General features: G+C 71.7%; 7 protein-coding genes. 2 read left to right on the top strand and 5 right to left on the bottom strand.

Going from position 1 to position 13560, the window contains the following annotated elements; all coding sequences use genetic code 11:
* Positions 1-84: 84 nt before the first annotated feature.
* Positions 85-3804, top strand: coding sequence for an NB-ARC domain-containing protein (locus ACZ3I3_RS30240; RefSeq protein WP_467370376.1), 3720 nt, complete (start codon positions 85-87; stop codon positions 3802-3804).
* Between the two features lie 32 nt (positions 3805-3836).
* Here the strand turns inward: ACZ3I3_RS30240 and ACZ3I3_RS30235 are convergent, their stop codons facing one another.
* The 5 genes from ACZ3I3_RS30235 to ACZ3I3_RS30215 form a co-directional block, all read right to left on the bottom strand.
* The gene (locus ACZ3I3_RS30235; RefSeq protein ID WP_467370258.1) at positions 3837-4475 is read right to left on the bottom strand and encodes a DedA family protein; all 639 of its coding nucleotides are present in this window, start codon (positions 4473-4475) and stop codon (positions 3837-3839) included.
* A 70-nt stretch (positions 4476-4545) separates the two neighbouring features.
* Positions 4546-6933, bottom strand: coding sequence for a phosphoketolase family protein (locus tag ACZ3I3_RS30230; RefSeq protein WP_467370256.1), 2388 nt, complete (start codon positions 6931-6933; stop codon positions 4546-4548).
* A gap of 110 nt (positions 6934-7043) precedes the next feature.
* Positions 7044-9554, bottom strand: coding sequence for a beta-glucosidase (locus ACZ3I3_RS30225; RefSeq protein WP_467370254.1), 2511 nt, complete (start codon positions 9552-9554; stop codon positions 7044-7046).
* 156 nt (positions 9555-9710) lie between these two features.
* Positions 9711-11573 (bottom strand): RICIN domain-containing protein, encoded by a 1863-nt coding sequence (locus ACZ3I3_RS30220; protein ID WP_467370252.1) that lies wholly within the window; start codon positions 11571-11573, stop codon positions 9711-9713.
* 309 nt (positions 11574-11882) lie between these two features.
* Positions 11883-12335, bottom strand: coding sequence for a DUF4442 domain-containing protein (locus ACZ3I3_RS30215; RefSeq protein ID WP_236711722.1), 453 nt, complete (start codon positions 12333-12335; stop codon positions 11883-11885).
* 151 nt (positions 12336-12486) lie between these two features.
* Between ACZ3I3_RS30215 and ACZ3I3_RS30210 the strand changes: the two genes are divergently transcribed.
* Positions 12487-13500: a DUF8017 domain-containing protein gene (locus tag ACZ3I3_RS30210; protein WP_467370251.1), complete on the top strand. Its 1014-nt coding sequence runs from the start codon at positions 12487-12489 to the stop codon at positions 13498-13500.
* The last annotated feature ends 60 nt before the right edge of the window (positions 13501-13560 follow it).

Genomic DNA, 13560 nt, shown 5'->3' with positions numbered 1-13560 from the left:
CGCGGCGACCGCATCATCGGGGTCGTAACGCACCACCACAAGCAAGAAGGCGGCCGACTGACGGCGGTCCGGCTGGACCGTGTCATGGAACGCTCCGATCCGGCGGCGAGGGATCGGCTCCGGCATCTGCTGGGACCGATGGAGCGCCTGGAGCTGCCGGTCTCTGTCGTCGGCCCGTCGATGCGTCCGGCCGTCACGGGCCAGGAGGTGGCCCGCCCCGAGCTGTACGAGCCCCTCGTGGAGCACCTTGTCCCCCCGTCCGGCCGCGTGCCGGAGGTGGGGCAGGTGAGCTCCGTGCTGGAGGGTCCCGGCGGTTTCGGTAAGACCACCTTGGCTGCCCTCGCCTGCGCTGACGCCCGAGTCCGGGCCCGCTTCGGCGTGAGGGTCTTCTGGGTCACCCTCAGCGAGGGGGACCAGGACGCGGACATCCTGGCGAAGGTCAACGATCTCATTGCCGCTCTGTCCAGGTCTTCCAGCTACTTCACCACGCTGGGGCAGGCAAAGGGCGAGTTGGGGCGACTGCTGGGCGATGGGCAAGAACCCGAACACGAACCGGTTCTCCTGGTCATCGACGACGCCTGGCGTCCTGAGCAGCTCGACCCGTTCCTTGAAGGTGCCTGCACCCGGCTGGTCACCACACGGACGCGCGGACTGATCCGCGACACCTTCACCCTGGACATCGACGTACTGGACGACGGCCAGACGATGGAGTTGCTCACCCGCGGGCTGGAACGAGGCGACGAGGTTCGCTGGCAAGCACTGCTCCGGCTCACCGGCGGCTGGCCGATCCTGGTCGGCCTCGCCAACCGTGCGCTGATCCGGCGGACGCGTTACGGCGAACCACTCGCGGACGCGCTCCGCCTGGTTGAAGAAGACCTCACCGCCGGGGGCCCCACCGCACTTGACCCTGCCGACCCGAACCACCGGCAACAGGCCGTCTACCACACTGTCGAGGCCGGCCTACGGCTGCTCGGGTGGATGGACGCGCGATGGCCTGAGTTCTTCACGGACCTGGCTGTTTTCCCCAAGGGCGCCGCTGTCCCGGTGACTACTCTGGCCACGTTCTTGGGGATCCCCCACGGCGAGACCGAGGCGCTCTGCCTCGAGCTGGCCGACCTTTCCCTGCTCCAGCGGTTGGAACTGTCGAAACCGGCATCCGTCCGTCTGCACGACGTCATCCACCACTATCTCGTCCACCGTGCCCGGATCCGCCTACGTGAGCTGCACCGACGGCTGCTCGACATCCATGCCTCCACTCACCGTCTCGCCAACGCTTCCGGCCTCGCCCGGTGGTGGGAAATGGCGCCGACGGAGCCCTATCTCTGGGACTGGCTCGCCTACCACCTCGGCCAGGCCACCGACGGTGGAGCCGACTCGCTGCTCCGCGACCTCCGGTGGATTGAGGCCCGCGTACGGAACTCCGGCCCAGGCGTCATCGGACGGGATTTCGCCCACGCCACCGCCGACGACCGCGTGCTGCAGCTGTTGTGCGAGACGTTGACCAGGTCGATGCACCTGCTTGTTCCCGTCGATCAGCCGTCGGACCTGATGGCCACCATGGCCGGGCGGCTGCACGGCGTCGAAGGTCTGGCCGAGGTCGTCGAGCTCTACGAGCGCCATGCCCCGGGTCCCTGGTTGGCCCCGGCGTGGCCACTCCCCGATCAGCCACCCCGGGCATTCCGGGGAACACGGGCCGCACCTGATACGGCGGTCTTCGCCATGTCACCGGACGGGGCGCGGATGGCCACCGGCCACCGGGACGGAACAGTGCGCGTCTGGGATGTGGCCACAGACCGTGAGCTGTGCCGTACCAGGTTCCACACCGGGTGCGTGATGTCCATCGACATCACCGGCGACGGCAACCACGTGGTCGGGACCACAGTCGAGGGCCCCGCGTTCCTTTGGGAGTGGAAGGGCGAGGTGGGACGAGGCAGGGGGCCCGGGGGCGGCGTGGTGAAGAACTTGCCGGGCTCGCGATATGCGCGTGACGTCACGATCGGCCCCCGGAGTGCGGCCGATTCGCAGAGTGCGGCTGATCCGCGCAGCGTGCGTATCGCCGCGTCCGGTGGCGACTTGGGGGTCCGGTTCTTCGACGCGGACGGTCGGCCACGCCGACTCCGCCCTACCTGGGGACGACTGCTGTGGCCGCGGTCCAACCCCGCTCTTCCCGGCATCGTGCTCATCGGGCTGATCCCCATGCTGGTGCCGCGTCCGGCGGTCTCCGTCGCCTTGTTCGTGGCGATGGCCTTCACCGTGGCGATGATCGTGCTGCGTGAGCCCTGGTCACGTCGGTCGCCCAACCTTGTCGAGTACGAGGAAACCGTCTGCGCCGTCGCCTTCTCCCCGGACGTAGCGCTGCTGGCCACCGCCGGTACACGGGACCGGACCGTACGACTGTGGGAGCCGGTGAAGGGCCGACTCAAGGCGTCCTTTTCGATGAGCCTTGACCAAGTAAAGCCCGATTATTGGGGCTCCGTCGCGATCAGCGCGGACAACGACTGGCTGGCCCAAGCGGGCTCGCAGGGCGTGTTCCGGCTGTGGAACATCCGGACCCGCCAACTCCACGTGACCCAGAAGCTTCAGGTCCCCGCCGTCCGTTTCCCCGCGCCCTCGGTGGCATTCTCGGACGACGGGCGGTGGGTCGCGTGCGGCAGCGGCGGCGAACTCCGGGTGTGGCGGGTCACGGACGGTGTGCAGCGAGCACGCCTCGGCGGGCTGGCCACCGACGTGTCCGATGTGAAATTCACACCCGACGGCCAGGACCTGCTTTCCGCCCATATGACCTCGCACGTACGCGCGTGGCACGTGGCGGATCTGATGGGCTCGGCGCATCCGCCGGCCGGCTCGGAAAGGGAGCCGGGCGAGTCGGGTGAACGCTTGGTCATCGACGCCGCCTTCGCCCCGGACGGTTCATGGTTGGTGATGGCCGGAGCCGACCATCAGGTCAGCGCCCGGGCGATCGACGGGGGTGACCTGCGCTCCTTCACCGGACACACAGACGCGGTGTGGGCCGTCGCCGTCGCGCCGGACGGCAGTTGGCTCGTCGGCGGCGGCGACGACCACACCGTGCGGCTGTGGGCGCCCGACGGCTCGCTCCTCGGCTCACTGACTGGTCACGCGAACGCCGTCGTCGCGGTGGCGATCTCACCGGACGGCGGCCTCCTGGCCACAGGCGACGTCGACCGGTGCATCCGCGTCTGGGACAGCCGCCGCGGAGCGCTGGGCACAGCGTCCCCCCTCGCCAGTCTGGTCACCGGCTCAGGGGACAGCAGCGAGCAGCAGCTGGCGTTCACCGGCGACGGGCGGCTGCTCGCCGTGAGCTCGAACGGCCTCGTCCTCGGCTGGCACACCTGGGACTGGACGCCTGCCCCCACGTACGACCTCCGGGACCGAAAAGGGCGCCAAGGCGGCGGCCTGGGCTCGGACACGCTCGCGGTCTCGAACGACGGCAACCGGCTCGCCGCGTTCACGCGGCACAGCCCCTGCATCAAGGTGTTCGACCTGACCTCCCAGGATCTGCCGCCCCAACTGCATGGTGCTTCCTTGTCGCACGTGCGCGGATTGTGCTTCTCGCCGGACGACCGTTTCCTGGCCAGCGCGCACGCGGACGGGATACTGCGCATCTGGGCCACCGGACGGCCCGACTGCGTGACTGCGCTACGGGTGGACGGCATCCTCCGGAGGTGCGCCTGGTCGCCGACAGGCACTCACGTGGCGGCGGTCGGCACTGGCGGCATCTACCTCTTCACCCTGCGTTCGCCTCACAGCACTGATCAGGACTCACAAGGCGGACAGACCTGGTGATCGAGCAACCGAGATGACTCCGGAAGCGCCTGTCAAAGCGCCTGCGGTTCTGCCGCTTCCCGGTTCTGGCCCGCCTTCTTCGCCCTGCGCTTCAGCACCAGCATCGACGTGAGGCCGACCAGGACCGCTGCCACCAGGCCCAGCCAGGAGAAGCGCTTCAGCCAGGACTCGGCGACGATGCCGACGTAGTAGATGACCGCGGTCGTGCCGCCGGCCCAGAGGATGCCGCCGAGGACGTTGGCGATGGCGAACTTCCAGTACGGCATGCGCAGCACGCCCGCGAGGGGGCCCGCGAAGATGCGGAGGAGGGCGACGAAGCGGCCGAAGAAGACGGCCCACATGCCCCACTTCTCGAAGGACCGCTCGGCCGTGGCGATATGGCCCTCGCTGAAGTGCTTGGGGAACTTCTTGCCCAGCCAGGCCAGCAGGGGGCGGCCGCCCTTGCGGCCGATGGCGTAGCCGATCGAGTCGCCGATGATCGCGCCGGCCGTCGCGCTGGCGCCGAGGACGACGGGGTCGATGTGGCCGTGCTGGGAGGCCAGCAGCGCGGAGGAGACCAGGATGATCTCGCCCGGCAGCGGGATGCCCAGGCTCTCCAGGCCGATGACCAGTCCCACCAGTGCGTAGACGGCCACCGCGGGTACGGTTTCGAGCCACTCCTGGACGTGCAACGCCGGATCCTTTCCCTGTGCTTCCCTGGGGCACGGGAAGCCTACCGGGTGGCAAGACGTCCCCCGCGGCTCAGGCGTTCCAGTTCCACTCGGCGACCTCGGGCAGGTCGGTGCCGTGCTCACGGATCCAGGCGTGGTGGCGCGTGCGGGCGTCGGCCATGCGCTGGCGTACGGCCGTGGCGCGCACCGCGAGACCCGGGACGCGGTCGATGACGTCCATGACGAGGCGGTAGCGGTCGAGGTCGTTGCGGACGACCATGTCGAAGGGCGTGGTGGTGGTGCCGGCCTCCTTGTAGCCGCGCACGTGCAGGTGCTGGTGGCCGGCGCGGCGGTAGGCCAGGCGGTGGATCAGCCACGGGTAGCCGTGGTAGGCGAAGATCACGGGCTTGTCGGTGGTGAAGAGGCCGTCGTACTCGAAGTCGTTCATGCCGTGCGGGTGTTCCTCCCGGGGCAGCAGCCGGGCGAGGTCGACGACGTTCACCACGCGGACCGACAGCTCGGGCAGGTGCCGGCGCAGCAGGTGCGCGGCGGCCAGGGTCTCCTGGGTGGGGACGTCTCCGGCGCAGGCCAGCACCACATCGGGTTCGCGGGAGCCGTCCTCGGTGCCGGCCCACTCCCAGATGCCGGCGCCGCGGGCGCAGTGGACCCGGGCCTCGTCCATCGACAGCCAGTCGAAGCAGGGCTGCTTGCCGGCCACGACGACGTTGACGTAGTCGCGGCTGCGCAGGACGTGGTCCGCGACGGACAGCAGGGTGTTGGCGTCCGGCGGGAGGTAGACCCGCACGACCTCGGGGCTCTTGTTGAGGACGTGGTCGACGAAGCCGGGGTCCTGGTGGGAGAAGCCGTTGTGGTCCTGCCGCCACACGTGGGAGGTCAGCAGGTAGTTGAGGGAGGCGATGGGGGCGCGCCACGGCAGGCGCCGGGAGGTGCGCAGCCATTTGATGTGCTGGTTGACCATCGAGTCGACGATGTGCACGAACGCCTCGTAGCAGGAGAACAGTCCGTGCCGGCCGGTGAGGAGGTAGCCCTCCAGCCAGCCCTGGCAGAGGTGCTCGGAGAGGACCTCCATCACCCGGCCGTGCCGGTCGAGGTCCTCGTCGACGTCGAGGGTCCCGGCCTGCCAGGCCTTGCCGCTGGCGGCATAGACCGCCTGGAGCCGGTTGGAGGCGGTCTCGTCCGGGCCGACCAGACGGAAGTCACGACGGTCGGCGGTGTCCCGCATGACCTGGGCCAGGAGGTCGCCGAGGACACGCGTGGGCTCGTGCAGGGTCGTGCCCGGCTTGTCGACGGGGACGGCGAAGTCGTCCAGGGCCGGGACCGGCAGGTCGCGGACGAGCAGCCCGCCGTTGGCGTACGGGGTGGCGCCGAGGCGCCTGCCGCCCTCGGGGACGCAGGCCAGGACGTCCGCGACCGGCCGGCCCTCGGCGTCGAACAGTTCCTCGGGCCGGTAGGAGCGCAGCCAGTCCTCCAGTTGCCGCAGGTGGTCCGGGTTGTCACGGACACCGGCCAGCGGCACCTGGTGGGAGCGCCAGGTCCCCTCGACCGGCTCGCCGTCGACCTCGGCCGGGCCGGTCCAGCCCTTCGGGGTGCGCAGCACGATCACGGGCCAGCGCGGGCGCTCGGTCACGCCCTCCTCGCGGGCGGCGTGCTGGGCCTCGGCGATGCGGTCCAGCGCGGTGTCCATCGCCCGGGCCATCGCGCGGTGGACGGTGTCCGGGTCGTCGCCGCCGACGTGGATCGGCTCGTGGCCGTAGCCGCGCAGGAGCGCGTCGAGCTCGTCCTGGGGCAGGCGGGACAGCACCGTCGGATTGGCGATCTTGTAGCCGTTGAGGTGCAGGATCGGCAGGACGGCACCGTCGTGGACGGGGTCGAGGAACTTGTTGGCGTGCCACGATCCGGCCAGCGGGCCCGTCTCCGCCTCGCCGTCGCCGATCACGCAGGCGACCAGCAGACCGGGGTGGTCGAGGGCGGCGCCGTAGGCGTGGGCGAGGGAATAGCCGAGTTCGCCGCCCTCATGGATCGAGCCGGGCACCTCCGGGGCGACGTGGCTGGGCACCCCGCCGGGGAACGAGAACTGCCGCATCAGCAGCTCCATGCCCTGCGCGTCCCGCGTCACGTCCGGGTACTTCTCGCTGTAGCTGCCCTCCAGCCAGGAGTTGGCGAGCACTGACGGACCACCGTGGCCCGGGCCCCAGATGCACAGCGCGTCCAGCGCGCGGTTCCTGATCACCCGGTTGAGGTGCGTGTGGACGAGATTGAGCCCGGGCGAGGTGCCCCAGTGGCCCAGCAGCCGCGGCTTGATGTGCTCCGGCCGCAGCGGCTCGGTCAGCAGGGGGTTCGCCAGCAGGTAGATCTGACCGGCCGCCAGGTAGTTGGCGGCCCGCCAGTGGGCGTCCAGCGTGCGCAGTTCCTCGTCGGTCGGTTGCGTGCTGCTGTCCTGGCGCGGGGCCTCGGGCATGAGTGAACTCCCTGGGTTCTGCGACGGCCTCAGGAGGAGTACCAGTCTGTTCCGGTTCGATGCCAGGCGCCTGTCGGCCATGTGCCGTCGGCTGTGCGGTGCGCGCCGCGTCAGCCGCCCACGCGTGCGCTCGTCCGCAGCCGCAGGTCCCGTGACGACGCCCCGATCCACAGGGTGCGCGGGCCCGTGCCGAGCACCCAGTCGTGAGTCTTCGGGTCCCAGGAGGACAGGGTCCGCGGCTCGACGCGCACGGTGACCCGCCGCTGCTCCCCCGCCCGCAGGGTGAGCCGCCGGTAACCGGCCAGCACGCGGACCGGCTGGTCGAGCGGGAGATCCGGGGAGGGACCCGCGTACACCTGCGGCACGTCCACGCCGTCGCGCGGGCCGGTGTTGCGGACCGTGAAGGCGACGTCGAGGCCGTCGGCCGTCCAGCGCGCGTCCGGGTCCGCGTAGGCGAAGGAGGTGTACGACAGTCCGTGGCCGAAGGGGAACAGCGGCCGTACGCCCTCGGCGTCGTACCAGCGATGGCCGACGTGGATGCCCTCCGTGTACTCCTCGGTCCCGCCCACGCCCGGGTAGCGGCGGGGGTCCCCGGCGACAGGGTGGAGGTCGTCGCCGGCCGGGAAGCTCTGAGTGAGGCGGCCGCCGGGGTCGCGGTCGCCGAACAGGACGGCGGCGGTGGCGGCGGCGCCCTCCTGGCCCGGGTAGTACATCTGGAGCACCGCGCCGGTGCTCTCCAGCCACGGCATCGACGTCGCGGACGAGGTGTTGAGGACGACGGTGGTGCGGGGGTTGGCGGCCGTCACAGCCTCGATCAGCCGTTCCTGGTTGCCGGGGAGGGCGAGCGTCGTACGGTCCTGGCCCTCGATGGCGTCCTCGTAGGCGAAGAGGACGACGTCCCGGGCGGCGCGGGCGACGCGTACGGCCTCCGCGACGTCCTGGGCCCGGGTCGCGGCGGTGATGCGGCGCAGGCGGAACACCTGGCCGGTGTCCCCGCCCTGGGCGGTGATCGTCAGCCGGTGCGTCCCGCCGGCCGGCTTCAGGGTCGCGCGGCGCACGGACAGGCCGTCGGCCGCGTGGGTGAGCAGGCCGCCCATGAAGTACTCGCTCCAGCCGGGCGCCGGCGGGAACAGGTCCTCGCCGTCGAGGAGGACCTTCGGGCGGAGCGGGGGCGGGCCGGAGTAGTGCAGGACGAGGGTCCAGTCCTCGGATTCGGTGGTGGTGAGGGTGCCGTCGTAGGTCCAGGTGCGGCCGGGTTCGACGCGCTGGGCTTCGGTGTCGAAGGCGGGGTCGAGCGCGCCGGCCGGGACCGGCTTGCCGAAGGCGTCCTCGCCGAGGGCGTAGGTGACCCGTGCGGCGCGCGACCGGATGGCGTCGAGGGGGCTGTCGGCGTGCTCGGGCACGACGTGGGCGCTGCCACCGCCGCTGACCAGGGGCCGGGCACCGGTCGGGCCGATCACGGCCACGCTTCCGCCGCCGGCCAGGGGCAGGGTGCCGTGTGCGTTGCGCAGCAGGGTGGCGCCCGCCTCGGCGACCTCGCGGGCGACGGCCGCGCCGGCCTGTGCGTCACGGTCCGGGCGGTGCGGGACGGTGCCGTCTGCGTCCAGCAGTCCGAAGCGGTCCATGACGGCCAGGACGCGCCGCACGGCGCGGTCGATGTACCGCTCGGGCACGCGGCCCTCCCGCACGGCCGAGGTGAGCGCCGTGCCGAAGTGGGTGCCGTCGGGCATCTCCATGTCGAGGCCCGCGGTGAGGGCCTCGCGCGTGCTGTGCGTGGCGGACCAGTCGCTCATCACCCAGCCGGTGAAGCCCCACCGCTCGCGCAGGACACCGGTGAGCAGTGCCTCGCTCTCGCAGGCGAAGGTGCCGTTGACCTTGTTGTACGCGCCCATCACCGCGCCGGTGCCGGCGGCGACGGCCGCTTCGAAGCCGCGCAGTTCGGTCTCGTGCAGGGTCCGCTCGTCGGCCCGGACGTCGACCGAGGTGCGGTCGCGCTCCTGGTTGTTCAGCGCGAAGTGCTTGACGGTCGCGATGAGTCCCTCGCCCTGGATGCCCTCGATCTCGGCGGCGACCAGGTGGGCGGAGAGCAGCGGATCCTCGCTGAAGGTCTCGAAGTTGCGGCCGGCGTACGGGGTGCGGATCAGGTTGACCATCGGGGACAGCAGTACGTCCTGGCCGAGGGCGCGGCCCTCCCGTCCGATGACCTGGCCGTAGCGGCGGGCCAGGTCGGGGTCGAAGGCGGAGGCCAGCAGGACGGGGGCGGGCAGGGCCGTGGCGTGCCGGGTGACACGGACCCCGGCCGGGCCGTCGGCGAGCCGCAGCGGCGGGATGCCGAGCCGCGCCACCCCGGGGACGTAGCCGGCCTGGCCGAGCGGGCTCGGGTCGGTGGCGCCGTGCAGCAGGGAGACCTTCTCGTCGAGGGTGAGCCGCGCGAGCAGCCCTTCGACACGGGCGCGGGCGCCCTGTCGTGCTCCGGCGTCCGGGCCGTGTCCGTCCCGCGCCTGGGCCCGGGACGGCACGGCGAGACCACCGGTGGCCGCCGCGGCGACGACGATCGCTCCACCGAGCAGACGCAGGGCGGACCGCCGGGGGTGTCGGGGACTGGGGACGGTGTCGTTCATGCCACGCACTATGCGACAGCACGGACGGCCACCCCGCCGGACACCACCGACGGACCGCCCGAACCACTCCCCGGGGGCCGGGTCCGGCCCACCCGACCGGGTGACACGACGGGCGCCCCGGTGGGTGACGCCGGAGCCCCGCCCGGAGGGCCGGGTCTAGGGGAGCGCGGTGGAGTGGAGGGCCTTCGTCACCGCCGTCGCCACGGGGGCTGTCGCGGAACCGAGGGTGTCGGTGTGGGGCGCCGGGTCCAGTACGTCGGTACCGGGCGCGTCGGAGGCCCGTCCCGGTTCGGCCGCGTCGCAGCAGTCGGCCTGGGCGAACCGCGTCTCGTACCGTTCCTGCCTGCTCCCCGGGGGCTCGGGCCGGTGCCCGGGCGGGGCGTGGTCGTACGGTTCCTCCTCCCGGCGGCTCTCTTGCCGGCCTTGCCGCTCCCCCGACTCCGCCGGGTCCCCCGACTCCTGCGACTCCCCCGGCTCCTCCGACTCCCCCGACTTCTTCGCCGCGTCACCCCCGGGAGGTTCCAGCACCCAGCGTTGCGCCTCGGATCCGTCGCGACCGGTGACGACGACGTCCCGGCCGGTGCCGTGGGCGAGGGCCAGTCCCTTGCCGCCACGCGGCAGGAGTTCGCCGCGCACGGTCAGGTCGTAGCGCACGACTCCTGCGTGCACGAGGCAGCCGGCCAGGACGACCGAGCCCCGCGCGATGTCGGAGCCGAGGCAGAGCGTGGGGTCGGCCGCGCTGCGCAGCAGGCCGTCGTCCTGGTACGACCACGTCAGGGGCCCGGCGGCGGAGCAGGAGGTCAGCACGGCGCGGGCGTCGGCCCGGGCCCGGCCGCCCGGGACGCCGAGGCACAGGCCGGCGTCGAGGCTGCGCAGCCGCCCACGGCCCACCTCGACGGGGCGGCCGGCGGACGCGGCCGACGGGAGGCCGGCCGAGGAGGTCTCTGAGGATTCCGGGTCGACGGAGTGACCGCTGACCGCTCCCCAGGTGGCCTGAGGAGCGACGGTGCCGCCCTCCTCCGTCCAGCCCCTGGCGGCGAGCAGTGTCGCGAGCAGCACGAGGGACGTCACCCCGACCGCGGCGGCCAGCGCCTTCGTGTGTCTCCTCGACGGCCCGGGCCGGCCGCCCGCCGGCAGGGCGTGCGCCCGGAGCCGGTGACGGCCACCGGCGGGGCCCGCGGGCAGGGCGCCCCGGCCCCCGTCCCGGCCCGGCCGTGTCGCGAGGTAGCGGCGGGCGCCCCAGCCGAGCACGGTCTCGACGAGCAGGTCCTCCAACCCGCCCTCGAAATGGCTGAGTTGTTCGGCGGCGTGCCGGCAGTAGCGGCAGGTCATCAGATGCCGTTGCACATCCGGCAGCAGGGCCCCGCCGCGGCGCATCGGAACGTCCAGCAAACGGTTGTAAAAACGGCATTCCTGCGTCGGCGCGAGTTCCCGGTGGGCCCTGACGCATCCGGCACGGAATTGCTCACGCGCCTGTTCCAGCGCGGCCGACGCGGTTCGGACGTCAACTCCCAGCAGACCGGCCGGTACGGATATGGGCTCCGCCTCGACCTCCCTATGCCAGAGCAGGCATTGGGAAGCCCCCGGAAGGGCCCGGAATGCGCGCTCGGCGAGCCGCCGCCTTTCAGCTGTCTCGGACCGCGCGGCACGCAGCCCCCGGGCACCGACGGGTTTGCGGAGTTCCGGCAGTACGGCGGAAATGCCGTCGTCGGCGCCCCAATCCCGGACCGTGTCCCGGACGGCCGCGAGCAGCCGCGGCCGGAGGGCACCGCCGCCCGGCAGGGCGAGTTCCCGGCGGAACGCGGCGGCGGCCGCCATCGACGCGGAATCCTCGGACGAGGCCAGGCAGATCACGGCGTACTCGTACACCGCCCGCCAGTGCCGGGCGAGCAACAGCGCGGCGGCGCGCGGGCCTTCGGCGGGATCACCGACCCGGGCGAGGAGATTGCGATCGGAATCCGCGGGACCCGCTCCGGGGCGCGGCGGGTACGGCGGGCGTGGGGGGTAGGGGGATTGCACTGAACCATTTCCTTCCAGCCGCAGGACGGCATGCGAATTGCGCGTCCGTCGGAAAGCAGGTGCGTGATTGGTGCATACCTGTGCCGCGTCAGCTGCGGACTCGGCTGTGAGGCGGCTCACTTTCGCACATGCGACTGACAGGTAACAAGGAGTGCGGATGACGCAAGTTCAAAACGAGGGGAATTCAGATATGTTACCGGCGGTATCCGCACCGGCTTTCGAAAACACCGTGGCGGCACACGGGAGTTCGCGGCCCGACATGCGAGAGCCCCGGCACTCGGCCGGGGCCCCGCTCGTACGACAGCCGGATCAGCCGTTGGGACGCAGCGTCCACACGACCGTCATCTCGCCGGTCACCGCGCCGTCGGCCCGCTGGATGGCGATGGCGACCGGGAACTCGGGACGCTCACCGGCATCCAGTTCCGCGACGACCTCGGCGGCCGGACGGCCCAGGGTCGCCGTCGCGGTGACCGCGCCCATGGCCAGCTTCTTGTAGGAGATCTCGGCGCTGACGGCGAGCGGCACGGCGCGCGAGAGCTGGTCCCCGAACGCGGCCAGCACGATGGCCCCGCTCGCGGACTCGCCGAGCGTGAACATCGCCCCGGCGTGCGGCCCGCCCACGTGGTTGTGGTATTCGCCCTGGTCGGGCAGGGACACCACCGCCCGCTCCGGCGTCGTCTCGAGGAACTCGAGGTTCAGGGTCCGGGCCATGGGCACCGTGGCGGCGAGCATCTCGCCGATGGACATCTGGTCTGCGCTCATGGCCGCATGTTACTCACGAGTAGAGACGGGTGACCAGGCCCGTGTGACGACCGCCCCATCGGTGCGGCCCGATCCTCGTTCCCGGGTTGCTACGTCTCCGTCCACGGGCAGTGACCGAATCGTGTCCGGAGCGCGGCTAGGGTGGCTGCCCATGTGGCCAGGACAGCAGCCGCCCGGGGGCGAGCAGAACCCGCAAGCGAACAACCCGTATCAGCAGCCGGGTTACCAGCAGCCGAATCCGTACCAGCAGCCGGGCTATCCGCAGCAGCCCAACCCCTACGGACAGCAGCCGCAGTGGGGTGCCCCAGGCCCGGCCGGCGCCCCGCAGCCCCCGCAGGGCGGTGGCGGCGGCAACCGGACGAAACTGGTCGCGATCATCGCGGCCACGGCGGTCGTCGTGGCGGCCGGTGTCACCGGCTTCCTGGTGCTGGGCGGCGACAAGGACGACACCGCGGACGGCGACAAGGGCTCAGGCAAGAAGAACACGGCTCCGGCGAGCCCGTCCGCGGAGCCGAGCGCACCCGCCACGGGCGACAACCCGCGCGGCGGCGAGGAGGAGAAGGCCACGGTCAAGGGCTGGAAGGTCGTCATCAACCCCAAGTGGGGCACGGCCTTCGACGTCCCGGCGGACTGGGAGATCGCCTCCCCGACGTCGTCCGTCGGCTTCGAGGACGAGAAGTCCGACGACGCCAAGCCGCTCATCGTCATGTCGGCACCGGCCTTCTACAAGTCCGAGTGGTGCACGAGCGACGACAACAAGGACGGCAGGACCGAGAGCTCGTCCCTGGCCGGGGCCGGCACCAAGGGCGCGGACGGCGCGAAGAACACCGATGAGGTCGCGCTCAACCAGGTGGCCTGGTGGGTGTACGGCGGCTACACGCAGCCGGACAAGAAGAGCGTCACGACCGAGAAGAAGGCCAAGCCCTACACCACCGCCGCCGGTGTGAAGGGCAGCGTCGCCTGGGCGTGGTCGGAGAACACGCCCGACAAGGGCAAGTGCGCGAGCGACGGCAAGGCGGTCACCTTCGGCTTCAAGAACTCGGCGGGCGACTTCGTCGCGTGGAACTTCTACGGGGCCAAGGGCGTCAAGGGCGAGGTGCCCAAGGAGACCATCCTGAAGATCCTCAGCACGGTCCGGCTGCACGGGGAGCCGACCGGAGGCTGACGCGGACGCCGAACGGGCCCGCTCCGGCAGGAGCGGGCCCGGATGGCCGCGCCCACGGAA

This window comes from Streptomyces sp. NPDC016851 (assembly GCF_055562795.1).
This window is presented reverse-complemented; position numbering and strand designations above follow the sequence as displayed.

Bases quoted from the DNA above. Each gene is read 5' to 3' on its own strand.
- ACZ3I3_RS30210 (WP_467370251.1), top strand. From the start codon at position 12,487: ATGTGGCCAGGACAGCAGCCGCCCGGGGGCGAGCAGAACCCGCAAGCG.
- ACZ3I3_RS30225 (WP_467370254.1), bottom strand. From the start codon at position 9,554: ATGAACGACACCGTCCCCAGTCCCCGACACCCCCGGCGGTCCGCCCTG.
- ACZ3I3_RS30215 (WP_236711722.1), bottom strand. From the start codon at position 12,335: ATGAGCGCAGACCAGATGTCCATCGGCGAGATGCTCGCCGCCACGGTG.
- ACZ3I3_RS30240 (WP_467370376.1), top strand. From the start codon at position 85: ATGGAACGCTCCGATCCGGCGGCGAGGGATCGGCTCCGGCATCTGCTG.
- ACZ3I3_RS30230 (WP_467370256.1), bottom strand. From the start codon at position 6,933: ATGCCCGAGGCCCCGCGCCAGGACAGCAGCACGCAACCGACCGACGAG.